Annotated in this window: 27 protein-coding genes; 19 read left to right on the forward strand and 8 right to left on the reverse strand. The window is 35.3% G+C overall.

Annotation, left to right across the window (positions count from 1 at the left end):
- The first annotated feature begins 10 nt into the window (after positions 1-10).
- The 6 genes from carB to CLU97_RS07695 all read left to right on the forward strand — a co-directional run bounded on the left by carB (position 11) and on the right by CLU97_RS07695 (position 9,447).
- Positions 11-3,193: a carbamoyl-phosphate synthase large subunit gene (gene carB, locus CLU97_RS07670; protein ID WP_121487402.1), complete on the forward strand. Its 3,183-nt coding sequence runs from the start codon at positions 11-13 to the stop codon at positions 3,191-3,193.
- Between the two features lie 290 nt (positions 3,194-3,483).
- Positions 3,484-5,223: a kelch repeat-containing protein gene (locus tag CLU97_RS07675; protein ID WP_183084530.1), complete on the forward strand. Its 1,740-nt coding sequence runs from the start codon at positions 3,484-3,486 to the stop codon at positions 5,221-5,223.
- A gap of 23 nt (positions 5,224-5,246) precedes the next feature.
- On the forward strand, positions 5,247-6,338 hold the full coding sequence (locus tag CLU97_RS07680) for a kelch repeat-containing protein (RefSeq protein ID WP_121487404.1): 1,092 nt from the start codon (positions 5,247-5,249) through the stop codon (positions 6,336-6,338).
- 227 nt (positions 6,339-6,565) lie between these two features.
- On the forward strand, positions 6,566-7,009 hold the full coding sequence (locus CLU97_RS07685; protein WP_121487405.1) for a hypothetical protein: 444 nt from the start codon (positions 6,566-6,568) through the stop codon (positions 7,007-7,009).
- A 251-nt stretch (positions 7,010-7,260) separates the two neighbouring features.
- Positions 7,261-8,766, forward strand: a complete 1,506-nt coding sequence (locus CLU97_RS07690; protein ID WP_121487406.1) for a hypothetical protein — start codon at positions 7,261-7,263, stop codon at positions 8,764-8,766.
- A gap of 180 nt (positions 8,767-8,946) precedes the next feature.
- The gene (locus tag CLU97_RS07695; RefSeq protein ID WP_121487407.1) at positions 8,947-9,447 is read left to right on the forward strand and encodes a hypothetical protein; all 501 of its coding nucleotides are present in this window, start codon (positions 8,947-8,949) and stop codon (positions 9,445-9,447) included.
- A 275-nt stretch (positions 9,448-9,722) separates the two neighbouring features.
- Here the strand turns inward: CLU97_RS07695 and CLU97_RS23610 are convergent, their stop codons facing one another.
- Both CLU97_RS23610 and CLU97_RS07700 read right to left on the reverse strand, forming a co-directional pair.
- A complete protein-coding gene (locus CLU97_RS23610) occupies positions 9,723-9,875 on the reverse strand; it encodes a hypothetical protein (RefSeq protein ID WP_183084531.1) in 153 nt (50 codons plus the stop codon).
- Positions 9,872-10,123 carry a hypothetical protein gene (locus CLU97_RS07700; RefSeq protein WP_121487408.1) on the reverse strand — a complete coding sequence of 84 codons (252 nt, stop codon included), beginning with the start codon at positions 10,121-10,123 and terminating at the stop codon, positions 9,872-9,874. Before CLU97_RS07700 ends, CLU97_RS23610 begins: the two co-directional genes overlap by 4 nt.
- Positions 10,124-10,319: 196 nt before the next feature.
- Here CLU97_RS07700 and CLU97_RS07705 point away from each other — a divergent pair, with 196 nt between their 5' ends.
- From CLU97_RS07705 to CLU97_RS23615, 4 genes are all read left to right on the forward strand, one after another.
- The gene (locus CLU97_RS07705; protein ID WP_121487409.1) at positions 10,320-12,470 is read left to right on the forward strand and encodes a TonB-dependent siderophore receptor; all 2,151 of its coding nucleotides are present in this window, start codon (positions 10,320-10,322) and stop codon (positions 12,468-12,470) included.
- Positions 12,471-12,684: 214 nt separating this feature from the next.
- Entirely contained in the window at positions 12,685-13,959 is a 1,275-nt protein-coding gene (locus tag CLU97_RS07710) for a PepSY-associated TM helix domain-containing protein (RefSeq protein ID WP_228437565.1), read from the forward strand.
- The gene (locus CLU97_RS07715; protein WP_121487411.1) at positions 13,943-14,995 is read left to right on the forward strand and encodes an alpha/beta hydrolase; all 1,053 of its coding nucleotides are present in this window, start codon (positions 13,943-13,945) and stop codon (positions 14,993-14,995) included. Before CLU97_RS07710 ends, CLU97_RS07715 begins: the two co-directional genes overlap by 17 nt.
- Positions 14,996-15,349: 354 nt before the next feature.
- A complete protein-coding gene (locus tag CLU97_RS23615) occupies positions 15,350-15,511 on the forward strand; it encodes a hypothetical protein (protein ID WP_183084532.1) in 162 nt (53 codons plus the stop codon).
- A gap of 515 nt (positions 15,512-16,026) precedes the next feature.
- Here CLU97_RS23615 and CLU97_RS07720 read toward each other — a convergent pair.
- Entirely contained in the window at positions 16,027-17,043 is a 1,017-nt protein-coding gene (locus CLU97_RS07720; RefSeq protein ID WP_121487412.1) for a hypothetical protein, read from the reverse strand.
- Positions 17,044-17,069: 26 nt separating this feature from the next.
- On the reverse strand, positions 17,070-17,921 hold the full coding sequence (locus CLU97_RS07725; RefSeq protein WP_121487413.1) for a hypothetical protein: 852 nt from the start codon (positions 17,919-17,921) through the stop codon (positions 17,070-17,072).
- Between the two features lie 69 nt (positions 17,922-17,990).
- Between CLU97_RS07725 and CLU97_RS07730 the strand changes: the two genes are divergently transcribed.
- From CLU97_RS07730 to CLU97_RS07765, 8 genes are all read left to right on the forward strand, one after another.
- A complete protein-coding gene (locus CLU97_RS07730) occupies positions 17,991-18,509 on the forward strand; it encodes a Crp/Fnr family transcriptional regulator (protein WP_121487414.1) in 519 nt (172 codons plus the stop codon).
- Positions 18,510-18,562: 53 nt separating this feature from the next.
- A complete protein-coding gene (locus tag CLU97_RS07735; RefSeq protein ID WP_121487415.1) occupies positions 18,563-19,108 on the forward strand; it encodes a DinB family protein in 546 nt (181 codons plus the stop codon).
- 39 nt (positions 19,109-19,147) lie between these two features.
- Positions 19,148-19,660: a methylated-DNA--[protein]-cysteine S-methyltransferase gene (locus CLU97_RS07740; RefSeq protein WP_121489682.1), complete on the forward strand. Its 513-nt coding sequence runs from the start codon at positions 19,148-19,150 to the stop codon at positions 19,658-19,660.
- Positions 19,661-19,703: 43 nt separating this feature from the next.
- A complete protein-coding gene (locus CLU97_RS07745) occupies positions 19,704-20,309 on the forward strand; it encodes a CDP-alcohol phosphatidyltransferase family protein (protein WP_121487416.1) in 606 nt (201 codons plus the stop codon).
- Between the two features lie 129 nt (positions 20,310-20,438).
- Positions 20,439-21,041, forward strand: a complete 603-nt coding sequence (locus tag CLU97_RS07750) for a DUF2911 domain-containing protein (protein WP_121487417.1) — start codon at positions 20,439-20,441, stop codon at positions 21,039-21,041.
- Between the two features lie 3 nt (positions 21,042-21,044).
- Positions 21,045-21,572 carry a GNAT family N-acetyltransferase gene (locus tag CLU97_RS07755; RefSeq protein WP_121487418.1) on the forward strand — a complete coding sequence of 176 codons (528 nt, stop codon included), beginning with the start codon at positions 21,045-21,047 and terminating at the stop codon, positions 21,570-21,572.
- A complete protein-coding gene (locus tag CLU97_RS07760) occupies positions 21,569-21,928 on the forward strand; it encodes a cupin domain-containing protein (RefSeq protein WP_121487419.1) in 360 nt (119 codons plus the stop codon). The genes CLU97_RS07755 and CLU97_RS07760 overlap by 4 nt, the downstream gene beginning before the upstream one ends.
- A gap of 253 nt (positions 21,929-22,181) precedes the next feature.
- On the forward strand, positions 22,182-22,565 hold the full coding sequence (locus CLU97_RS07765; protein ID WP_121487420.1) for a PEGA domain-containing protein: 384 nt from the start codon (positions 22,182-22,184) through the stop codon (positions 22,563-22,565).
- A gap of 58 nt (positions 22,566-22,623) precedes the next feature.
- Here the strand turns inward: CLU97_RS07765 and CLU97_RS07770 are convergent, their stop codons facing one another.
- From CLU97_RS07770 to CLU97_RS07785, 4 genes are all read right to left on the reverse strand, one after another.
- Positions 22,624-23,367, reverse strand: coding sequence for a dienelactone hydrolase family protein (locus CLU97_RS07770; protein WP_121487421.1), 744 nt, complete (start codon positions 23,365-23,367; stop codon positions 22,624-22,626).
- 65 nt (positions 23,368-23,432) lie between these two features.
- Entirely contained in the window at positions 23,433-24,047 is a 615-nt protein-coding gene (locus tag CLU97_RS07775; protein WP_121487422.1) for an HAD family hydrolase, read from the reverse strand.
- 110 nt (positions 24,048-24,157) lie between these two features.
- Positions 24,158-24,616, reverse strand: a complete 459-nt coding sequence (locus CLU97_RS07780; RefSeq protein WP_228437567.1) for a hypothetical protein — start codon at positions 24,614-24,616, stop codon at positions 24,158-24,160.
- A 98-nt stretch (positions 24,617-24,714) separates the two neighbouring features.
- A complete protein-coding gene (locus CLU97_RS07785; RefSeq protein ID WP_121487423.1) occupies positions 24,715-25,146 on the reverse strand; it encodes a type I restriction enzyme HsdR N-terminal domain-containing protein in 432 nt (143 codons plus the stop codon).
- A gap of 7 nt (positions 25,147-25,153) precedes the next feature.
- Here CLU97_RS07785 and holA point away from each other — a divergent pair, with 7 nt between their 5' ends.
- Positions 25,154-26,191, forward strand: a complete 1,038-nt coding sequence (gene holA / locus CLU97_RS07790) for a DNA polymerase III subunit delta (protein WP_121487424.1) — start codon at positions 25,154-25,156, stop codon at positions 26,189-26,191.
- Positions 26,192-26,316: the final 125 nt, after the last annotated feature.

Consider the following 26,316-nt stretch of genomic DNA (forward strand, 5'->3'; position numbering starts at 1 on the left):
AAAAAGAAAAATGGCAAAACGTACAGATATAAAAACAATTTTAGTAATCGGTTCAGGACCTATCATCATTGGTCAGGCAGCTGAATTTGATTACGCAGGAACGCAGGCTTGTCTGTCTCTGAAGGAAGAAGGCTACAAGGTAATTTTGATCAACTCAAACCCTGCAACGATCATGACCGATGTGGAAATCGCAGATAAAGTATACATCGAGCCGATTTCATTACAGTTTGTAAGCCACATCATCAGAAAAGAACGTCCGGATGCATTATTACCAACTTTGGGAGGTCAGACAGGACTGAACATGGCGGTAGAATTGGAAAAATCAGGAATTCTCGAAGAATGCAAAGTGGAAGTATTGGGAACAAAGCTTTCTGCCATCAACAGAGCAGAAGACAGAGACCTTTTCCGTGAGCTGATGAGAGAACTGAACGAGCCGGTACCGGAATCTGATATCGTCAATACGGTAGAAGGAGCACTGGCTTTCGCAAATGAGATCGGTTATCCTGTAATTGTTCGTCCTGCTTTTACAATGGGTGGTACCGGAGGAGGTATTGCTTCTACAGAAGCTGAATTGAAGGAAATTGCTGAATTAGGACTGAAACACAGCCCTGTTACACAGTGTTTGATTGAAAAATCAATCGCAGGTTTCAAAGAAATTGAATATGAAGTAATGCGTGATGCAAACGACAACGCCATTGTGGTTTGTAACATGGAAAATATTGATCCGGTAGGAGTTCACACAGGAGACTCTATCGTAGTAGCACCTTCTCAAACGCTTTCAGACAGAGAGTATCAATTATTGAGAAATGCTTCCCTGAAAATCATCAGAGCTTTAGGAATTGAAGGTGGATGTAACGTACAGTTGGCTTTAGACCCACATTCATTCGAATATTATATCATCGAGGTAAACCCTAGAGTTTCCCGTTCATCAGCGTTAGCAAGTAAAGCAACAGGATATCCGATTGCAAAGATTGCTGCAAAGATTGCTGTAGGATTGACTCTGGATGAAATTATGAACCCTGTAACAGGAAAAACATATGCATGTTTCGAGCCGGCTCTTGACTATGTGGTAACAAAATTCCCAAGATTCCCATTCGATAAATTTGAAACAGCAGACAGAAGACTTTCCACTCAGATGAAAGCAACTGGTGAAGTAATGGCGATCGGAAGAAACCTTGAAGAATCTTTACAGAAAGCAATCCGTTCATTAGAAACAGGAATCAAACATTTAGGATTAAAAACAAAACAAGCCCAGGCACTTACTGCTGAAGAAATTGAAAGAAGAATCAGAGTGTGTGATGATGAGAGGTTATTCATCATCGGAGATGCTTTAAGAAGAGGATACGACTGGGAACAGATTGTAGAATGGAGCAAAATTGACAAGTTCTTTATCTGGAAACTGAAAAAACTAGTTGACTTCGAAAAAGTAATCGCTGAAAACAAATTTGACAAAGAAACTCTGATTGAAGCTAAGAGATTAGGGTTTGCAGACATCAATATCGCAGTTCTTTGGGATGTAAAAGAGCGTGAGGTTTTCAACTTCAGAAAAGAAAGCGGAGTAATGCCGGTTTATAAAATGGTAGACACCTGTGCTGCTGAATTTGAATCTGAAACCCCTTATTTCTACGGAACTTACGAAGAAGAAAATGAAAGCGTAGTTTCAGACAAAGAAAAAATCATCGTACTGGGTTCAGGACCTATCAGAATCGGACAAGGAGTTGAGTTTGACTACGCAACCGTTCACTCAGTATGGGCGATCAAAGAAATGGGTTACGAAGCGATCATCATCAACAACAACCCTGAAACAGTTTCTACAGACTTCTCTATCTCTGATAAACTATACTTCGAGCCGCTTACAGAAGAAGATGTAATGAATATCATCGAGCTTGAAAAACCAAAAGGAGTTGTAGTACAGTTCGGGGGGCAAACTGCGATCAACCTTGCAGATAAATTAGCCTCTCACGGAGTACAGATCTTAGGAACTTCATTGGAAGATCTTGACAGAGCTGAAAACAGAGATAAATTCGAAAAAGCACTTCAGGAATTAGGAATTCCTCAGCCAAAAGGAAGAACTTCCACTTCGAAAGAAGAAGCGATCAAAATCGCCAACGAAATCGGATATCCGGTATTGGTACGTCCAAGCTACGTTCTTGGTGGTAGAGCGATGGAAATTGTATACGCAGAAGCAGAACTGGCTCACTACATGGAAAATGCAGTAGAAGCAAGCCCTGAGCACCCTGTATTGGTAGACAAATACATGGTAGGAAAGGAGATTGAAGTAGATGCCATCTGTGACGGAGAAACTGTAGTGATTCCAGGGATTATGGAGCACATCGAAAGAGCAGGAGTTCACTCCGGAGACTCAATCGCAGTATATCCGCCGCAAAATATTTCTCAGAGTGAGATTGATACTTTGGTAGACTATACACAAAGACTGGCAAAAGGATTAAAAGTTATCGGATTAATGAATATCCAGTACGTTCTTTTCGAAGGAAACGTTTATGTAATCGAAGTAAACCCTCGTTCTTCAAGAACAGTTCCTTTCTTATCCAAAATCACAGAAGTTCCAATGGCTAACCTTGCCACAAAGGCGATCCTGGGACAAAAACTGAAAGATTTAGGGTACGAAAACGGATTGGTTCCAAACAAAGAAGGAGTATTTGTAAAAGTACCGGTATTCTCTTTCTCTAAACTAACAAAAGTGGACATCTCTTTAGGCCCGGAAATGAAGTCTACAGGAGAAGTAATGGGGAAAGATACCACTCTTGAAAAAGCACTTTACAAAGGATTGGTAGCAGCAGGAAGAAAAGTTCCAATGCACGGATCTATCCTTTTCACGGTAGCGGATAAGCACAAAGATGAGGCAGCAGCTCTTGCAGCAAGATTCCATGAGGTAGGATTCAGAATCTGGGCTACAGAAGGTACTGCGAAGTTCTTTGAAGAAAAAGGAATCCCTTGCAAAATCGGATACAAAATCGGAGAAGAAAGTGTAAATCTTATTGACCTGATCCAGAAAGGAAAAGTACAGTATGTTGTGAATACCACTACAAAAGGTAAACAGGCAGAAAGAGACGGGTTCCAGATCAGAAGAATGAGTGTGGAAAACGGTGTTCCTTGTTTAACTTCAATGGACACAGTAGAAGCTATTCTGAAAGTAATTGAAAGCATGAGCTTCAAAATGGAAACGATGTAATAATCAAACCAGATAATATATTTCAAACCCCGTAAGAAAACTTACGGGGTTTTTGTTGCATCAAAAAAGCTTTATCATCTATAGTAACATAAAATATCAAGTTAATAGGATAATTAATATATGAAAGCTGGCTCAATTTTAATACGTAATAAATAAATTATTTGTTGATTTATATAATTTGTATAAATTCGCTTAAAAATTAATAGAATAATTTTTGGTGACAGATATCTTTCATGATAAGATATGTCGAAAATTATTTTATACTAAAAAAACAAAAAACACACATAACCATGAGAAAAATATTTTTTCTTTTGATAAGTACGATGTGCTTATCACAAAGTACCAATTTTACCTGGGTACAAGGAGGAAATCAAATTGAACAAATTGCTGAATTCGGAATATACGGACTGGAGAGTAACGAGAACTGGCCGAATATTTTAAAAGAAATGTCCTATGTTGTAGATAACGACGGCACTTTCTGGATGTTCGGCGGTTACAGCACCGGATGGGTAGGTAATGCAACCAGCCTTTTGTGGAGCTACAACTATCAGAATAACAATTTTACCTTCAGAAAAGGCTGGCTTTACCACGATTTTAATGGTTACAATAAAGGGATAAATGTAGATAGCTATAGAAATGTACCTGGCGCTGTAAGGCAGTCTTCCATGTGGGCTTCAACAAATAAAAATTTATATGTTTTCGGAGGAGCGGATGCTTCTGGTAAACAAAAAAACGACCTGTGGAAATTCAACAGCCTTACTAATAACTGGACTAAGATTTTAAATGGAACACCAACCGGTGAAGCTGACTTCGGCACAAAAGGAGTTGAAAATAGTACCAATATTCCGCCTGCACTGATCAGTACAACAACGTGGACCGATTCGTCAGGAAATCTCTATTTCTTCGGAGGTAAAACATCAAATGGGAACGAATACAATACCGTATGGAAGTATAATATCTCCACCAATATGTGGTCTTGGATCGGAGGATCAGATCAACCCAATACAAATGGTGTATACAACAGCATAGGGCAGGAAAATACCCTGAATACTCCAAGTGCAAGGTTTGGAAGCTGCAGTTTTAAAGATTTGCAGGGGAATATCTTTATTTATGGAGGATATCATAGTTCCGTACCTCAAAGCTATAATTACAATGATATATGGAAGTTTAATCCTATAAACGGATTATGGACCTGGATGAAAGGAAGCCAGACAAGTACCGAAAACATTGCCGGCGGAATAGGAGTGGAAAACACTAATAATATGCCGGGAATCATTAATTATAATTATGACAATCCCAAACCCAACAACTGGACAGATAAAAATGGGAATTTCTGGATTCAGGTAAATTATTATATGTGGAAGTACACACCATCCACTAATTCCTGGACATTAATGAAGAAAAACGGGAATCCTCCTGTAAATCAGCCTCCTGTTTATGGGATGTTGAACGTGGAAGATACACAAAACTTTCCGGGATTCAGAAATACTTCAGCCTGCTGGACAGGAAATGACGGAAACCTGTATTTGTACAACGGAAATACCAATGATTCAAGTACATATGCAATTGATCTTTGGAAATATAATACAATGACCAATAACTGGGTACAGGTGAAAGGACCGGGAATCACAAGCGGTGGTAATTCCTATGACTTTACTGCCTATGAAAAACTGGCAGGGCTTGTTGAAAGCGAAAATACTCCCGGAGGAACTGCCAAATATGGTGCTCAATGGAGAGATGCTGACGGAAATTTATGGCTTTACGGAATTTGTGGGAAATATGGTAATGAAATAAATGGTACAGGCTATTCTTCTGTTGATTTATGGAAATTTAATTCCTCTCAAAAGAAATGGCAATGGATCAATGGTAATGAAAACAGTTTCTTTAAATCTTATACAAACGATTTGCTCAATTATGGAATCATAAACGTTGAAAACAAGAGAAACGCTCCGGGACGCCGAATCGATGCCATGTCATGGATTGATAATAATGGAAACCTCTGGATGTTCGGGGGCAGGTACCGCTGGTGAATTCTTATTACCAGGATTTATGGATGTACAACGTTGCATCCAACAACTGGATTTGGAAAGGTGGAACAAAAAATCCTAATACTGTTTCTAACAGACATGCCAATTATGGAAGCCAGGGGATATACTCTTCAGCTAATATTCCGGGAGCAAGAGTAAGAGGAAAGACATGGACAGATGCCCAGGGAAATTTTTACTTATATGGAGGTTATGGTTCTGATGAAACTTCTGCAAATGAAGGATATTTAAATGACGTATGGAAATACGATATTGCTCAAAACCAATGGGTATGGCTGAGTGGGGATAAAACCGTTAATAACTTCAGCAGTACCAGTTATCCTGTAGCTGACTACGGAACCGGCATCAGCTGGGCCGACGAAAACAAAGACTTCTGGTATTTTACCAATGCCAAAATGTGGAAATATCAAACCAATACCAACAGCTGGTCTGTAGTTGGTACTCCTCCTCCTTACGGAAATGCCAGCTATGGAACTATGGGAACAGAAAGCTCGTCCAATTTACCCGGAGACAGAAACAAAGCATTAACATGGACAGGTAAAAACGGAGATCTGTGGCTATTTGGCGGAAATAGCACCTATCAGCAAAATTTATGGAAATACAATATCTATACAAATAATTGGACCTGGATGTATGGCCCTCAGTCTTCATCTTCTTATGATTATGGTCAGTTAAATGTTCCTTCCAATATGAATTTACCACCATACAGACGCTATTCTGCTACCTGGAATGATACGCTTGGAAATTTATATTTCTTTGGAGGTACACAGACAGAAGCTTATGATCACCTGAGTTATAATGATGTTTGGAGAATAGATATTGCCAATTATACCCTGAATACCAATGAATCTATAAAATCAGATGGAAAATACAAGGTTTATCCGTCTCTTTTTTCAAACGAGATAACGGTAGAATCGGCTGAAAGTTTTGAAAAAGTAACAATTTCTGATTTTTCCGGTAAAAATGTAAAAACATTAAATTTCTATCCAGATAAAAAAAGGATGATTAATTTATCAGAGCTGAATTCCGGAGCTTATATAGTAACTGTTCATGGATTGAAAAACAAAGCTCTGTTTTCAGCAAAAATTATAAAAAAATAAGAAAATTTATATAAGCCTTTAAAAAGATAATAATTTAAAAAGTATCTGACAACGGCTATTCAAATCAAGTAAGGGTTTTCGGATGCGGAAACCCTTTATTTATGGTTTTTATACAAGGTTAGTTTTGTGCTATGTTTAAATGAAGTTTTCTTGCGGATTTTTTATAGTATAAACTCTTACATTAAAGTAATCTGATTATTTTTACAAAACCATTTAAACCTCAGTACATGAATGCAAAGTCAATTACGATAGGATTTTTATGTTGTATTTTTGCAGCAGTTCTTTCAGGATGTTCATGGCTAACAGATTTTTATATTCAAAACCTGACTGACTCCAAAAAAATAATAAAGATCAATTACAGTTATCCCATATCAAAAGCTATGAATAATGAATCCGGCAGCTTTGGATTTAATTATGAGCATGGAATACTGTCACCAAGGTCTTTTTATAAAATTAAAAATCCAAAGTCTCTTGAAAAAATAGAAGTGAAAGATTCATCCATTGTTCTTGAGCTTTATCCAAATTCAACAACAAAAATTTACAAAAGCCATAATGGCAGCTGGAGATATAGGATTAAAAGTGTTGAGATTGATGGAACAATATTTTATCCTGAAAAACTGAAGGATAAAAGCAGGTATATCAGTAATCATTATGTGTATAAAATTAATTAGAAGTTTAAAAAATAATCTGTAAAAGATATAAGCCTCATGGATTTCAAAAATCTATGAGGCTTTTTTTATGAGCCAAACTAATGAAATAAATACCACAAAAGGGTAATTGATAATTATTCTTACAAAGAATAATTTTGATATATAATAAGCTTTATTGATGAAGCAGCTAAGGTTGAGGCAATGTATGATTTTGAAAGTTACTGATTACTAAAAATAGTATTCAAATATTTTAACCATTAAAACTTAATAAAATGAATGTACAAGACGCACACCTATCCTTATTGGATTTCAGCAGACAGAATGCTGGAATAGGAATTTCAATCGAATTGATCAAAAGATTAATTAATGATCAGTTACAAAGATTATCAGGTCACTTTAGCCATCTTGAATCCAATCAGCGATTCAAAAATACTTTGAAGGTATCATTTACAGGGGATTTTGATACTGCAGAGCTAGCATTTAGATTTGTAAATGTATTTAATCCGGCAGATGCAAATGAATTTTTTCCTCAGGTTCAACTCAGCGGTTTAAAATTAAAAATCAAGGGATTTTTGGAAGAAAAGCAAGTTGTTGAAATTGAAGTCGAATATGCTGAAATTAATGGCATAATACAATTGATAGATAAGCACATTAAAATTTCGTTATTTAATGAAGTACATAATGAGATCAATTTTGTGAAAAACTGGGAAAATAATGATCAGTTGAAGCAATTTTTTGAAAATGAACCTTACAATTTTGTAGCTGATGACTGGAACCAGCTTGCTGTTTACTTTAAAGCAACATCCCTTTTCTCAGGTCGGGATATCGCAGAAGCATTTATTGACTCTCTTAGACTTCCGGATATTTTTAGAACTTTTATTGGAATCAAGTTTGGAGAAAATGCAAAACTAGGCGCTGATCAGTCCGGAAATTTACTAATGTTTACCGCTGATTCATCTATTAACTTTAATAATTGCCCAACTTTTAATGCAACAGGACGAACTCAGGTTAATTCAGTATCAAAAGTAAATAATGGAGATGACACAAGCTATACCATTGGTAATGCTCCGGAACATAGTAATCTGATTGTTGAAACTACAATAGATCAGAATTCTCAAACATTGCATTATCCAGTTGATGATGGTAATATTGAAAAAATTAGTACAGGAGATATTTTCCTGTTTACACCTATTAATCTGCTTAGAGTTAATTTTGATGTAGTTAAACCTTCTGTTACAGCCTCTGATAACGGAAGTTTTGGACCCGTATATTGGCACTATTCTGTAACTGCTGCCGTTAAATCAATAAACTTAGATCTTACCAGCAGCTGGCCTATTGAATTTAAGCTAAGCTTACCTACTGAAGTAACGGGGCAGGCAGGAGCAGGCATAAAAATTGGCTGTATTAGATATGAAGCATTGGGAGCTATGTTTGATGGACAGGTAGATCCCTTTGATATAAGCTTTAAAATTTATTTAGATTGGGGAAGTAAACAGATTGTTTTTATTTCAAAAATAGAAAATATTAGAGGACATGATTTTCATTTTAGAACATTCCCGGATCTTTCCTTTCCAATAAGTAATATTGTAGATTCTATATTGGCAAAAGCTTCAGAAAATGTGATCACTGAGCAGGCAGGTAAAATTTTGAATGTTACCAGAATTCCAATTGCCAATCTTGATTTAGCAAATAGATTTGCAACATTAGTTAATGCTTTAGCAGGAGAATCAGACGGTTTAGGAAATGTAACAATGGGTGTGAAATTCCAAAGTAATTAGATTTTTTAGGATAAATTCTTTATAAATTCACCCTGTAAGTATTTTCTTACAGGGTTTTTACTTTATTGAATTAAAAAGCTATTAAATTATACCGAATTATTTATAAATTAGAGCGTTAAAATTCAAGCTGTTATTATTATTTAAAAACTAATAAAAATTCCACCAAATTACAATATAACCATGGCAGAATATTACGCAAAATCAAGCAATTCTTTATCTTTTGAAGTCAAAAGAGAAGAAAAATTAATTGGAAAACTTACTTATACAAGCTGGTTTAAATTTAATGCTGTCATTGAAATTGCAGATGATAAAGCCTACCAGGTGGAGCCAAAAGGTTTTTGGGGAACTACCATTGAGCTGAAAGATCACGAAAGAGTCCTTCTGAAATTCAGGATGAACTGGAATGGGGAAATTGTGGTGCAGACCTATTTTGATGGGATTAAAAATGGCTATCTTTTTAAGCACAGAGGTATTTTTAAAGAATCATTTGTTCTTACCGATCAGGATGGTGTCGAGCTGATGATTATAAAACCGCACCTGAAATGGACCTCCATGAATTACGAATATCAGATTACCACCTCTGATGCCTTTGAAACCTTTCCGGAAAAAGAAATTGTTTTAATCAACGCATTGCATTGTGCCAATTATTATATGTCAATGATGGCTGCTGCCGTGATATAAAAGATAATTTTAGATTTTAACAGCGATGTCATTCTTATGAAAGAATCTCATTAATAATAAACTTGTTTTGCACTTTTTTGAACCATTAAGATTGCATTAAGGTGTTTATAGTATTAAGATGAGCTTCGCTTTAAGCTTAAAAATCACAATGATTTATCTTAACTATGCTTTACTGCTTAAATCCTTCTTAATGGTTTAAGAAATATCCAATATTTTTTGATAAGTTTAAACAACTCTAATGTATGTTATTATCAATAAGATAAATAATCTTTAGCCTACTTATCCAAAGCCTTTGAAACAGCCAGACTGTCTTCCAGCAATCTGTAGCGTATAATCTTATTATTTTGAATACGAATCTGAATGCAGAATAAAGACTCTGCAATATGGCCTGTTTCAAGCATTTTTGTTACAAATTCTCCCGTGATCACAGCATTTTCATCATCGTTGAAAATATGATCAATTTTTGCAGAAACAGGTTCCGTATTTTTCCATAACAGTTCAAAAAATCGGAGATTTCCTGTTTATTGTTTCTTACTCCCAGCCAGGGCGCTTTTTGCTCATCACCAGGTATATACCAATCTACGGTGTCAGAAAAAAGGTTCGTTAATGCGGTCAGATTTCTTTCAGACATAAACTGTAGAAATTGCTGAATAGTTTCTTGAATAGTGCTGTTCATTTTTGGAAATTATAATCAATAGTTAGCCTTACTTTGAGTTATGAAGGTAAGAAAAATTGAATTTTAATTATTATTTATTTTCTGAAAATCCTTTATTGAAGGGCTTTTTCAAAAAGTTAATTTTATGATTTGTATCATGTTTTTATTTAGAATTAATAAAAATAAGATAATTTTGCAGAACTACTTAATTATAAACATGAAAAAAACTATTATTTCTGCAGCTCTATTAGCCGTAACAATGCTGAGTGCCCAGGAAACAGATACTGTTAAAGTGGCTGAGATCCAGTCCGTATCACTTCAGGGAACCCATAATTACAGAACCAAAAAATCTGAATCTATTGCAAGACTTCCTCTGGAAAACCTTGAAAACCCAACTGTTTACAATCTTGTTCCCAAAGAAATCATCAGCGAAATGGGAGCAGCGGACTTCAACACAGCCATGGCTTCTGCTCCCGGAGTAGTGGTAAGCAATAGTGTGAATGACAGCGGAAACGATATTTTTATGAGAGGATTCAGTTCAAACGCCAGTTTCAGAAACGGATTGATTCAAAACCCAAGAGTACAGTCGGAAATCGCTAATATTGAGAGAGTAGAAGTAATAAAAGGACCCTCCGGAACCTTATTCGGAGGAACACTTGCCAATTATGGAGGTGTTGTAAATATTGTGACTAAAAAACCACAGGAAAATTTCGGAGGAATTATCAATTATACCACGGGAAGCTGGGGAATGAACAGGATCACAGCAGATGTGAACACTCCTTTGAATAAAGAAAAAACAGCTTTGGCAAGATTCAATGTCGCTGCTTATTCTCAGGATTCTTTTCAGGATGCAGGTTACAATAAAGGATTGTTTTTCTCCGGAAGTGTTTTGTACAAAGTAAGTGACAAAACCACCGTAACGCTTGATACCGAGTTTCACGCTCCGGACAAAACATTGAATGCTTATGTAAGGAATTCAGAAAAACTGACTCTGCATTCCATGAAAGACCTTGAAGTAGCTTACAAAAGAGCATTTACAAGTAACGATATCGGTTCCAAAAGAACCAATTTCGTAACCATGGCTGAGGTGACTCACAAATTTAATGACCAATGGACGTCAAGAACCTCCTACCAAAGAGGAGAAGCCAATGAGAACGAATCTATCTTTTTAGTACTTAGATATTTGAATAACAATCAGGTTGAAAGAATGATCCGTCCTTTCGACAGCTTTAAAGTAACCACAGACAATATTCAGCAGAATTTCACAGGAGATTTTAAAATTGGAACTTTAAGAAACCGTCTTGTGGTGGGGATAGATTACTTCCAGCAAAGAACAAAATATCAGTTCCCTTATTATGAAGCCAACGGATACAGCAATGTTTTCATGCCTTATGATAAAGTGAATCTGGATAGTTCTTCAGCATGGGATCCTATCTCAAGAAACAAATTTATGAATAAGGAAAGAAAATCTACCGAATCAGATATCACCACATTCAGAACAATCAGCGGATATATCTCTGATGTTTTGAACATTACAGATAACTTACTGGTAATGGCAAGTTTGAGAGTAGACAGCTATAAAAATGATGATACAGTAGTAAACGGGGTAGAAATTTCTACCCAAAACGGATATCCTGAAAATAAAGTTACAGGGTACAGCCAAACGCAGTTTTCACCCAAGTTTGGATTGGTCTATGAAATTGTAAAAGAACAGATTTCATTCTTCGCCAATTACGTAAATGGATTTAAAAACTATGCGCCGTCACTGAATGAAGTGGGTATTTTGACGAAATGGGATCCGGAGCAGGGAAATCAGATTGAAACAGGTTTTAAAGTAGATCTTTTCCATAAAAAATTACTGACAACGGTGAGTTATTATAATATTAACGTTAAAAACAGACTGGTAGCAGATCCGGGCGGAATTGGAAGTATTCAGGATGGTAATATTAAAAGTCAGGGATTGGAAATAGGGATCATTGCAAACCCCTTCAAAGGATGGAATATCGTTGCCGGATATGGATATAACGACAACAAATATGACGACCGAAGCAAAGACAGCGGGAAGAGAATCGCATGGACTCCAAAACATGTAGCCAATCTATGGACAAGCTACAAAATTATGGATGGAGCGTATGAAGGACTTGGTTTTGGGGCTGGATTTAATTTTGTAGATCAAACCTACATCAATATTACCAATCACTTCCTTGCTCCTTCTTACACTACAGTTGGTGCTACTATTTTCTATGACAAGAAAAAATACAGAATCGGTCTGAAAATGAATAATGCATTGAATGAAAACTACTGGAACTTCTACGGGCAGCCACAGAAGCCAAGAGAAATCCTTGCCAATTTTGCATTCAAATTTTAACACCTGAAAAACAAAAAATAACCTCAAAGAAAATATAAGAATGAAAACCGCAAAGGTGCAAAGCTTTAATTTATAATACCTATTTCTGAAGCCTTCGAATATGCTAAAGTAAACGGCAGCAGGAATAACTCTTTTCACTTTACAAACATGCCATTATAAATACTATTGCGCCTTTGCATTTCTACACTTCCATTTTTTGAGGATGAAAACAGATATGGAGAATAAAAAAATTAATCCTAAAAAAAGGCAGGGAAAATCTCTTACCAAAAGGATCACCGGCTGGCTGCATCTCTGGCTCGGACTGGTTTCCGGGATCATTGTGCTTACAGTTACCCTTTCGGGGACGGTATTTGTCTTTTGTGACGAAATCATTGATCTGTGCGGAGGGAGCGCTAAATACGTTGAAACTCCGATTCATGCTGCAAAAATGACACCTGAAGAATTGCTTGTCAGGTTTCATCAGCAGGTTCCGGACAGAAAAGCATTTTATTTTGATACTTATAAAGAAGCAGACAGAAGCTTTAGGGTAGCTTCAGCCACAAAACCACCTAAAGATAAAAATGCCGATAAAGCAGAAAAGTCAAAGAAAAAAGGGCGGGGACCTCGCGGAGTATTTGCCTATCATTATCTCGATCCTTACACAGGAAAGGTAATCGGTTCTACAAAAAGCTATGAATTTTTCTATATTGTTGCCCATATTCATGCACAGCTGCTGGCAGGAAAGCTCGGGAAAACAGTGGTTGGAATTGCCTCAATCATCTTTTTTATTCAGCTCATCGGCGGACTGATTCTCTGGTGGCCTAAAAAATGGAACAAAACAACAAGAACAACCGCTTTTAAAATCAAATCCGGAACAAAATGGCGCAGGAAAAACTATGATTTTCATAATGTTTTTGGCTTTTATTCATTGCTTCCGGCCGTATTTATTACCATTACAGGTCTCATTATGGCTTATGAAGTCTTAACTAATCTTACCCAGCAGACTTTCGGAGGAGCTGTGGATGCTCATGCCATTGCAGAAAAATATGAACCTAAGTTTGATCCGGAGAAAAAAGCGTTGTCTTATGTTGATTTTGTAGACAGAAAATTTAAAGAGTTTCCCAATGCAAAGCAGTTCAGAATGAGTATTCCAAGAAATGATTCGGCAACGGTTTATCATATTGGAGTTGCTCAATTTATTGGATTGAAAAGTCTTGTTAACGGTAAAAGTATGGAAACCAACAAATACACCGGAAATGAGATTGATTATCCTAAAGAAGTTCAGATGCATGAAGTGATAGAACACATGAATTTTGATCTTCATGTAGGCTATTGGGGCGGAATGTTTGGTAAAATATTCACCTTCATTATCGGAATTATCTGTACAAGTCTCCCGGTTACCGGATTCCTGATCTGGTGGGGCCGAAGAAACAAATCCCCCAAAAAGAATAAAGAAATTAAAAATATTCATCAACAAAGAAAAGACTCACACCATGAACAACTGGTTTAAAATGATTTACCTTCCCTTATTTTTATTGTTTTCTTTGGGAAAAGCCCAGGAAAAACTGACGATAGGAGAGAAGCAGAACTTATTTTCAAAAGTTTTAAACGAAAATAGAGAAATCTGGATTCATCTGCCTAAAACTTATAACGACAGTACCATCAATCCCGCAAAATATCCGGTCATCTATCTTTTAGACGGAGAAATCAATTTTGAATATTACACAGGATTAACAGATTTTATTGCCAGAACACCTTATGCCGATATCCCGGAATGTATTGTGGTAGGAATTAAAAATACAGAAAGAACAAGAGATCTTACACCGACAAAGTCTGAAAAGAAAAGTCCCGTAAATCCTACTCTTACTCTTTTTACAGACAGTGGCGGAGGTGAAATTTTCCTGAAATTTATGCAGGAAGAGTTGAAGCCTTTTATCAATAAAAACTATAGGACTCAGGATTATTCCGTATTGGTAGGGCATTCTTTCGGGGGATTGTTTGCCATTAATACTTTTCTTTTACATCCGGATTATTTTAATGCTTATGTTGCCAATGATCCGAGTTTATGGTGGGATAATAAAGTAACTATTTCAAGAACAAAAGAATATTTAGGAAGAAATAAGAAGTTTCCTGCAAAAAAATCTTTATATGTTTCCCAGGCGGACAATGAAGAACAGCAGAAAAACTGGAATTCTGATATGACACAGGCAATTGAAGAATTTAAAACAATAATAGAAAAGAACGGATCTCTGAACTATAAACATAGTTTTTTCGAAGGAGAAACTCACGGAACAGTTTCTTATCCCGGAAATTATGAAGCTTTAAAATTTATATTTAAAGGTTTCCGAACAGATATAAAACAATTGGCTAAAAATCCCAAACTCCTTGAAGAAAATTATAAAAATTTTTCCGAAAAAATGGGTGCAGATTTTGAACCCTCGGAAGCTTACCTGAATGTAGTCATCAAATTCATGAAAGGCAATGGTTTCAAAGACTCCGAAACGTATTTTATGAAACTGAAAGACCAATATTATCCTAAGAAATAATGAAATAAAAAGAAATTTTTATAATCGGTAAAACCGAATATCCCGGTTAAAAACCAACTATTAAAAACAAAAATTCGCTCTTTGGAGCGATTTTTTTATGAAATAGATATAATAAAGTCAAATCCTGCATTGGATGATATAAAGAAATCTTAAAAAAAGCTTTGGAAATACGGATTCCCGTAATGCATAATTAAAATAAGGTTGTAAAATTGAAAAAATATCAGATTCAAACAAGTAAGAATTGTAAAAAAATGTAAAACAAAATCAATAAAATGTAAATTAAAAACTACTTTTTTTTGAATTACATTTTATATTTTCATGAAAAAATAAAATTTTAAAAAAATATTATGTCCTTTGGAATTTCATATATGGATTAATACAGAAGGGCAGATTCATCATATTCAAGAAAATTCAATGCAAGCACTTAATATAAAAAGATGTGGCAAAGAAGAAGTTTTTATTGATGAAGGAGCAGTAAGTAGAAAGACAAATTTTTCTTACTGGAAAAAAATATAACAATATGCCAACATTGATTTTTCATTACATAAGTTTAATTCTAATAGCAATTCTCTTTTTGCTGACTATTTATTTTGCTTTATTCCGCTCTAAAAATAAATTCAAATAGATTGAAATAATTCCTGCTGCCTTAAAGTAAGCCTGTGAATCTTTTTACAGGATAAATTTTCTTTTAGATAGTGGAATGCTATGGCTTATTATTACGTTGAAAAAGTGAAATAAGCTTAAAACTCTATTATAAACAGGATGGATCCGATATACTGCAAGAGATTGGTTTTTCATAAAAAATAATAGGAAAGAATAAACGTTAGATATTTTCCAGGTTTGAAAATTATTTGTGATAAAGCATCCACAAAAAATACAATTGTAAATATAACAAACCGGGCAATTTTCTTAAAAATTGCCCGGTTTTTATTTCTTTGGTATTCATTTTTTCCGGAAGGAGCACATAATTTTTCAGATACTCATTAAGCCTGTTTTTTTATAGCCTTTTACCGTTTCGCCTTTTAACTTCATTAATGTCTGTTATCACAATTTATCGGGAGATTCTTCTCTTTTTTATCTAAAAAACTAATAGAAGGACAACCAAAAGATAGTGCGGTAAACCCAAAAATAACAGGAGGTTTTCCTTTGAAAAGATGACCTGTCCATTGGTAAATATTGGCTTCATCGGCATCTATCCCATAAAGAGGGAAGAATTCCCCGCCATCACTTCCTGCAAGAGAAAATGTTTTCTCCGCAATCTTTTCTTTTTGATTGTTGATGACAATGAGTTTACGCTCCACAATATTTCCTTCTTCAAGATAATCCTGTAGATAATATGTCATATTTTCATACTGAGATTGGTAGGTTTTTCCCTGAATTAATTTTGAATGGCTAAAATATTTTTTTGAGATATCAGTATTAGCTTTTTGCCATTTCACAGCCTTCATTTTATTGTCTACGAAAGGATTTTTGTTTCCAAAATAAGCGATAGCATTATTGTATCGGTCGTATTCTGTTGTTTTTTGATGAGTGGCAACCTGAAACCCCATCATATAAGAATCCGGATCTAAATCCTGATCATCGGAATAAGGACTTAAATAGGCTACAGCTTTTAATTTGCTGATCGGCATTTTTTGAAGCTTGTTTGAACCATATTCATAAATGTACAGTGAATCATTTTCAGTAAGATGAATTCCGTTAAGTAATTTTTTTCTGCTGGGAGCATCCAGTTCAAAATGCTGGAGCTGTTCAAAAGACATTTGCTTCTGGTTTTTGATAATATCTGCAGGAATAGGCTGAACATCTTTATAGACATCCGAAACAGAGATAAAAACATCAATATCAGAATCTTTTTCCGCAGATGAAATGGTAGACAGACTGAAAATATTAAAATTGGAATAATCTATTTTCTCCTCAGGGTTTGCTGTTTTTACAGAATCATTCGTAGTTTTTGTTTCTGTGGTAACAATTTTCTTTTCTTCTTTCCGGCAGCTTACAATAATCAGTTGAAAACATACGAGTGCTGCAATAGGTTTGATCTTCATCATCTTCTTAAAAATTTATAGTATTCTAATTACATTTTGTAATAAGGCTCCGAAAAGTATTTGCTGGGTTTAATGTAGGCCGTTTTTCTCTCAGCATCAAAGATCCAGATAAATCTGCGGAGCATATCAGCACCGAGATAACTTACATTTTGGGTCTTAAGTTCTCCGGAGAAAAATCCTACCGAAACATCTTTAAATACACTGTTGCCCAATTTAAAATAAGGAAGAATAGCCTGTTTGGTAGTTAAAGTTTTGCCTTCAGAATTTTTTAGGGTTCTCTCTCCCGTTATTTTTAGTTTTTTGTCCAGATTTTTGGCTTCTGCAAACTCATTGCTGTACAAAAGTGCTCCGGAAAATCCGGATTGTAACACAAAATAAGCCTCTTGTTGTTGGTGTCCGTCAATGATATTATCTGCGGCAAGATAAAACCCATCATCTTCTAAGATAATATTGACAGGTTGGTAACCTTTCAGATCCGGCATTTTGTCGTAGATTACAAACTGGTTGTTATCATAATCAATTTTAAATGCTTTCCCTTCAAAAATTCCGGTTCCGATTTTTCCATCTGCTTCATATCCTGTTAACTGATTATCAAAAAAGCGAACATTTTTCTGGATAATTTTCCCGATTTGCACTGTATTGTCGTCGCTGAGTTCTTCTTTGTTAAATATAATATGACCTGCTTTCCGCTTGCCATCAGGAGAAATAGAATAATCTTTCATTGCGATCTGAAACATCAGGTCCAAAGAATCCTTTTTGTTAACAAGGCTTTTGACAATGATATTATGGTGTTTTGTGATCCGGAAGGGGATAGTCTGCTGTGCTTTTATGCCACAAAATCCGGCAGAAAGCAGCATGAAAAGAACTGTTTGTTTGAGCATTATTGGTGATTAGTGTTTTAAAACTTTAAAATTACCTATTATCTTTGGAAAAGCAAATAATAAAATGAAATGGTTGAAAAATTGCTTCAAAGTGGAATCCATTGGGAAAGAAAAGAATTCAGGAGAAATGAATTTCTTAAAATTTCCGGCAGTACAGATACCAGCATTTATTTTATTGAAAACGGAAGTGTCCGGATCTTTATGATGGATGAAAATGAGGAAAGAATTATTCGTTTTGGGTATACTGGAAATATTATTGTAAGCCTGGACTCTTTTTTATCAGGAAAACCTTCGAATCTTTACATTCAGGCGATTAAGAAAACAACAGTAAAAATGGCCTCAAAAAAGGATTTTTATGAATTTGTAAAAGCTGATGAAGAACACATGAAATTCTGGATGAATGTTTTGGAAGATCTCGTATTACAGCAGCTTGAAAGAGAAAAAGATCTGCTGATCAATGCTCCGGGAGAACGTTTTGAAAGGGTTTTAAAACGAAGCCCGAAACTGTTTCAGGAAGTTCCCAATAAATATATCGCCAATTATCTGAGGATGTCTCCGGAAACTTTATCCAGGCTTAAAAAATCTTGAGTTCAGTCAAGATTTAAGAACATTCGGATTAGGATATTTGCATAAAAAACGTAATGAAATTTTCAACCTCAGAATTACTGGATGAGTTAAAAAACAAAACGAAACAGCATTTGCATTTTGCTGAAATATTGTCATTGAAGCCGGAGAATGATCTGAATTTCAGAACTTCAGCGGACAGCTGGAGTACATTGGAATGTCTGGAGCATCTTAATCGTTATGGAAATTTTTATATTCCTGAAATCAGCCGCAGTATTTCTTCTGCCAATAAATCTCCGCAATCTTATTTTAAACCCGGAATTCTTGGGAATTATTTTGCTAAAAGTATGCTTCCCAAAGAGAAACTGAATACAATGAAAACGCTTAAAACAATGAATCCTATCCATAGTCAACTGAATAAAGGTGTCATAGATATATTCATGAAGCAACAGGAAAATCTGCTTGAATTACTGGAAGAAGCGCAATACATTGATCTGGGAAAAGTAAAAACAAGCATAAGCATTTCAAAAATGATAAAACTGAAGTTGGGAGATACCTTCCGTTTTGTTATTTACCATAATGCAAGGCATATTGAGCAAGTAAAAAGAATTTTAACGGATTAAAGACAAGTTATGATTTCCAAAAAGCTTAATTTTAAACTAATGGAAATTATACACCAAAAAAACATATCAACCCCGCTGGGAGAAATGATTGCCTGTGCTGTAGATCAGGGCATCTGTCTGCTTGAGTTTACAGACCGGAAGAATATTGAAAAACAACTGAAAACTTTATCAAAAGTGTTTAAAGCAGAGATTGTAGAACAAGAACATCCTCATTTTGTACAGCTTGAAAACGAACTGAAAGAATATTTTGACGGTCAAAGGAGCCATTTTGAAGTTCCAATATTTACCACAGGAACCGAGTTTCAGGAAAAAGTATGGGAACTTCTCCGTGAAATTCCGATGGGAGAGATAAGAACTTATAAGCAGCAGTCAGAAATATTGGGAAATCCAAAAGCAATACGTGCCGTAGGAACAGCTAACGGAATCAATAAAATTGCCATTTTAATTCCCTGCCATCGAGTGATAGGCTCCAATGGCGAATTGGTAGGCTATGCAGGCGGTATCTGGAGAAAACAAAAACTGCTGGAGCTGGAAAAGGCTATTTTATTTTAGAATATCCCTATCTTTCAGCATTTAAATAACTCTTTCCTTCTTTATGAAAGCTAAAATCCCGGCTGTTTTAATTTTTTCAAGACTGATTATTGGATTTATTATTATTTCTTTAAGTCTTCTCAAGATAGAAAACGATCAGACAATCATTGTCACTCTTTTATCCATAGGATTATTGACGGATATTTTTGATGGAATTATCGCTAGGTATCTGAATATTTCAACACAAAAACTCAGACGTTTGGATTCTACAGTTGATCAGATATTTTTCATATCAGTAGGAGTTGCGGCTTATATACTATGTCCTGAGTTTTTCGAACAAAATATTTATAAAATAATTATTCTTGCAGCAGCCGAAGCTCTAATTTATCTGGTAAGTTTTTTAAAATTCAAAAAAGAAGTAGCTACACACTCTATTGGTGCTAAGATCTGGACCTTATTACTTTTTGGAACATTGGTTCAGGTTATTTTACAATGTCAGTCAATTATTTTATTTAATCTTTGTTTTTGGATTGGCCTGCTTACCAGAGCAGAAATTATTGCCATCCTTTTGATCCTGAAAACCTGGACTAATGATGTTCCTTCTGTTTTTCACTCAATCCAGCTCAGAAAAGGGAAAACAATTAAGAAAAATAAGATGTTCAACAGTTGATAATTTACTTTTAAAAGTAGTTGATTTGAAATAATTTACCAGTAGAAAAATATTGGAAAAGCAAAAATTAATAAATTTTAAGAAAGCTATTTCGTTTTGATTTTTGTAATTTTAAGCAAAAATTTACACGTGAAAAAGTTAATATTAGCAGTTTGCATTTCAGTTTCAGCTTTCAGTTTTGCTCAGGATTATTCTGTGCCAGCAGCAAGTCCGCGTCAGAAGGTTGAGCAGCAGTTTTCAATGTCTAAGATCTCCATTGACTATGGAAGACCAGGAGTGAAAGGACGTAAGATCTTTGGAGAACTGGTTCCTTACGGACAGGTTTGGAGAGCAGGAGCTAACTCATCTACAAAAATTACTTTTGGACAGGCTGTTAATTTCGGAGGGAAAACAGTTCCTGCAGGAACATACGGATTATTCATTGTTCCTACAGAAAAAGAATGGAAAGTAATCCTTAATAAAGACTTCCAACAATGGGGAGCTTATACTTACGATCCCAAACAGGATGTAGTAGACGTTACCGTACCGGTTAATAAACTGACAGACAAACAGGAATGGTTTGAGATTACCCTGAATCCTACAGACGAAAACTCTGGAAACCTGGTGATCAAATGGGATATGGCTCAGGCGGAAGTTCCATTGAAACCATCAAAATTAGATACCGTAATCAAGATTTCTGATAAGTTGAAGGAAATCAAGAAAATAGAATCAGATTCTACTAAGAAGAGCTAAATAATGAATTTTTCTGTTCAGCCTGTTTTAGAGAATGAAGAATTTCAATTAATCCCCTTACAGCAAGGGGATTTTGAATCTTTATATGAAGTAGCATCCGATCCTAAAGTATGGGAACAACACCCTAACAAAGATCGTTACAAGAGAGAAGTTTTTGAAAACTTTTTTACAGGAGCTATGGAGAGTAAAGGAGCTTTTAAAATCATAGAAAAAGCTACCGGAGATGTATTGGGAAGCAGCCGTTATTATGATTTTGATAAAGAAGATAACCATATTTTTATCGGGTATACTTTCTACGGCACAAAATCATGGGGAAAAGGCATTAATCCTCAGGTTAAAAAGCTGATGCTGGATTATATTTTCCAGTTTGTAGATAAAGTTCATTTCCATATCGGGAAAGAGAATTTCCGTTCGCAGACCGCTTTGGAAAGATTGGGAGGAAAAAAAATTGCTGAAGAAGAAGTAGCTTATTTTGCAGAACCTTCCAGAACCAATTTCGTGTATGAAATAAAAAAAGAAGATTGGGCATGAAAAAATATAAAATTCAACAATCACCATTTGTAGTGCCTACTACAGACGGAAAACTGATCGAAGAACACTGGGGAAATTCCACAGGAAATTCTAACGTTTCTATCGCTCATATGGTAGCCCCTCCGGATTGGAGAGAACCTCACCAGACCCCTGAATTTGATGAATTTACTTACATCATTTCAGGGAAAAAGCAATTTGAAATAGACGGTGAGATTGTTGTTCTGGAAAAAGGACAAAGCATTCTTATTGAAAAAGGAGTAAGAATCCGTTACAGCAATCCGTTTTCAGAACCTTGTGAATATCTTGCGGTCTGTCTGCCCGCTTTCTCAATGGAATTGGTGCACAGAGAAGAATAAGGATAGATTAAAAGAACGATAAAGAATAGAAAAAGCAAATCTGCACAACGCCGGATTTGCTTTTTTTTGACTATTTTTAAATCTAATGTAACCGGATGTTATTGAGCACTTTGAAATCAAATTTCAATATGTTTCTCTTACGAAATGCCCATGAATACGATATTTCAAAGATGTTTTTTTCTTTTTTTAAGCCTGATAGTTTTAAATTATTTCGTAAGTTCGCGGACTTAAAAAAATGAACTAATTAATATCTATGAAAAACAAATTATCAATTGTACTCATGCTGGGAATCACCCTTTCTACCACTTCATGTGCAACTATTTTTACCGGAACTCAGGATTCAATAGCTTTTTCTTCAAGCCCAGAAGGAGCAAAAGTATTTCACAAAGGAATAGAAAAATGTACAACACCGTGTACAACTAAGATTCCGAGAGGTCTAGGCAAACAGATGATTACATTTGAAAAAGAAGGATTTGAGAAGAAAGAAGTAAAACTGACCAAAAACTTTAATGCAGTTACTTTACTGAATATTATTCTTGGAGGAGCAATAGGAGTAGGAATTGATGCTGCTACAGGTTCTTTAACCAAATATTCTCCAAAGAAATACGACGTTGAACTACAGGCTAAACCAGAGTAAGGATAAATTTATAAAAGTAAAAAGGCAAATTCAATAATTCGAATTTGCCTTTTTTATGTTATTTCAGAATTTCTTTTAAGAACATCAGCGTATGGTTCCAAGCTCTTTTGGCCATTGTCGGATTATAATCCGGAGATTTCGGATCTGTAAAAGTATGTTTAGAATGAGCATAGGTGATAATCTGCCAGTCGGCATTTCCTTCATTCATTTCTTTGATGAGGTTATTGTAATCATCAGGAGTTACACTTTTATCATCAGCGGGATTTTCAATAAGAATTTTAGCAGACAAAGCTTCATTTTTTCTACTCTGATCTCTGGCAAGACTTCCGTGGATAGAAACAACACCAGCTACAGGCAGATGCCCTCTGGCAGATTCTAATGCTCCTGTGCCTCCGAAACAATATCCAATAACAGCTATTTTATCAGAAGTAGCTCCGTTTTTCTTCAATTGTTCCAATGCCAGCGAAATTCTTTTCTGGTATTCCTGATAGTTTTGTTTATAATATCCTGAAGTTTTTGCAGCAGACTCATTGTCAGCCGGAATTTTTCCTTCACCATAAATATCAGCGACAAAAGCAATGTAACCTTGCTTTTCCAGTTCGATAGCAGCTGTTTTAGCTTCTTCATCAATACCTTTCCAGGCAGGAAGAATTAATACTCCCGGAAGTTTTTTTCCTGCGTTGGAGGTAATAAGACCATTCAGTTTCTGTGAACCGTCCTGATAGGAGACCGTTTTAAGTTTTTGACTGAAAAGACTTCCTGAAGCCATAAGCATTGTGGTTAATAAGATGGAACGTATCATAATTAATTATTTGTGAATTAGTAGATTACAAAACAGTATTAAAAGTAAGAAAATATTGAGAAGTGTTACACTTCAACTCCGGATTTCTTTAATTCTTTTGTAAGATCAGTATCCGGAAAAACCTGAATGGTAATAAATCCAAGTGATTTTGCCATTTCAATATTCTTCATATTATCATCAATGAAAACCGATTCTTCAGCTTTGATATTATATCTTTCAAGAAGCACATGCCAGATTTCAGGATCGGGTTTGATCAGTTTTTCTGTTCCGGAAACCACAATTTTACCTTCAAAAATCTGAAAGAAATCATAATTTTCCAATGCATAAGGGAATGTTTCTTCCGACCAGTTGGTTAATCCAAAGAGATTGTATTCTGTATTTTTAAGCTTTCTGAGCACTTCTACATTTTGGGGAATATCGCTTTTCAGCATTACTGTCCAGTTGTCATAGAAAGCGCGGATTTCTTTTTCCCATTCCGGGAATTTTTTTACCTGAATTTCTGTTCCTTCGGCTAAACTTCTTCCTCTGTCCTGTTCAATATTCCATTCATCCTGGGCGATATGTTCAAGAAAGTATTCCATTTTTTCATTATCATTAAAATAGTCCCTGAAGTAATATCTCGGGTTCCAGTCCATAAGCACACCCCCGAAATCGAATATAATGTTTTTAATAATTCCCATATTTTAAATTATACTTTAAATGTAGTGATTTTAGTCTTTTTCTATGTTAAAATAGCTTTATATAAATAATAAAAACCGGAAGTTTTTCTCCGGTTTCAATTATTGTTTTTTTATCTGTGATGATCATCATGATGGTCTCTGTCATTGAATCTTTCATCATGTTTCATTTGGTATTTATCATGATTCTTTTGCGGTTTACCATGATGTTTTTTGTACTCATTATCAAATTTTATTTTTGGATTCTGACCCTGATAATACTTTGCATAAAATCTTTTGTACTGCTCAGGCGTCATGATCTTTTCCATTGCAGAATAACGGTCTGTATACCATCTGTTGGGCTGCTTGCTATAAGCACGGTTCCATGCATTTTGATCAGGATAACGGTTGTTCAGTACGGTAAGCTGGTTAACCTGATTATTATTTAATCCAAGATAACTTGCTACCTGACCCCAGTTAATGGATGAGATACTTCCTTGGTAATCATTATAGTCATTGTAGCCATTTTGATAATTTTGTGAAAAGCCTAGAGTAAACATACCCAGTGCTGCCACTACTAATAATTTTTTCATAACTAAAATTGTATTTTTTTAAAACTAAAGATAGATGCTCCAAAAGTGTACCATTTCAGTTTTTTTTATATACATTTTTAATTTGCCTTTGTACAGGGCTATTCCGGCCTGTAAAATTGATATTGCCCGTCCTGATAATAAGCATTAATATGCTGAAGCCCATTCGTAAGAATAATTTCTTTTGCTCCGATGATAGAGTTGTATCTGGCGGTCTGTTCGAAGGTTTTTTCCGTTAATTTGATTTGTGGAGCTTTGCACTCAATCAGAATTACAGGTTCTGTCTTTTCCGTAATCAGGAGGTCAATACGTTTGGTAAGGCCATTCAGAACAATCTTTTTTTCGGTTATCAGAGCAGATGTAGAATAGGATTTTACAGTAAGGTAATAGTGTATCCAGTGCTGTCTGACCCATTCCTCAGGAGTGAGCAGAAGATAAGTTTTACGAACCAAATCATAAATAAAAAACTTATCTTTGTCTTTCTTGAATTTAAAATCAAAAGTTTCCTGAAAATTCAGTTTTGGAAGTTCCATTAATAAGATGAAAGAATTAGATTTAATCCTCAAAAATATTAAAAATAAAGAAGTTTTACCTATTTATTTTTTCCACGGAGAAGAAGCCTACTTTATTGATGTTGCGGTAAAAGCCCTTGAACACAACTTTTTGGAAGAAGATGAAAAAGCTTTCAACCAAACGGTTACTTACGGAAAAGATACGTCTTATCAGGAAGTTCTTTCCCTGGCAAGACAGTTTCCAATGATGGGGGATAAGCAGGTGATTATTGTAAAAGAAGCTCAGGATTTAAAACTTAATGATGAAGAAAACAGAATTCTGGAATCCTACGTAGAAAATCCGGTGCCTTCCACTGTTTTGGTCTTTGCTCATAAACATAAGAAGCTGGATAGCAGAAAAAAAGCGGCCAAGGCCTTAGATAAAGCGAAAGCTCTTTTCCTGAGTGAATCTGTAAGGGAAAATAATCTTCCCAAATGGATTTCAGATGAGTGTGCAAAGCTTAAGATTAATACAGCCCCGAATATTTCTCATCTTCTGGCAGAATATCTGGGCAATGATTTGTCAAGAATTTCCAATGAGCTGAACAAACTAAAGATTATCCTTAAAGAAGGGGAGCTTCTGGACGGAGCAATTGTTGAAAACCATATCGGGATTAGTAAAGAATATAATGTTTTTGAACTTCAAAAGGCTTTAGGAACCAAAAATGCCAATGCAGCATTTAAGATTGCACATTTTATGGGTAAGAATCCGAAGAATAATCCTTTTGTAATGATGCTGGCCAGCCTTTATAATTATTTTTCAAACGTCATTATCTATCAGACGATGGCAGGGCAGTCTCCGCAGACCATTGCGTCACAGATGGGAGTAAATCCGTATTTCATCAAAGATTACGCAGAAAGTGCAAGACTTTATCCTCTAAAACATGCTACAAGAGTCATTTCTATTCTGAGGGAATTTGATATGAAAGGAAAAGGACTTGGCGCAGTGAATATGGGAGAAGCAGAACTGATCCGGGAGTTGGTATACAAAATTATCAATGTAGATAAGATAAAAATGAAGGTATGATGCCAGTTGCGGAAGCGTATTGTGAGATAGCGAGATACGTGATTCGAGGTTAAAGGAAAATGTTTTAAATTTTATACCGAACCCGATTTCCTGTAACTCAAATCTCGAAACCTGAAACTCACATT

Origin of the sequence: Chryseobacterium sp. 7, assembly GCF_003663845.1 — a bacterium.
Lineage (GTDB): Bacteria > Bacteroidota > Bacteroidia > Flavobacteriales > Weeksellaceae > Chryseobacterium.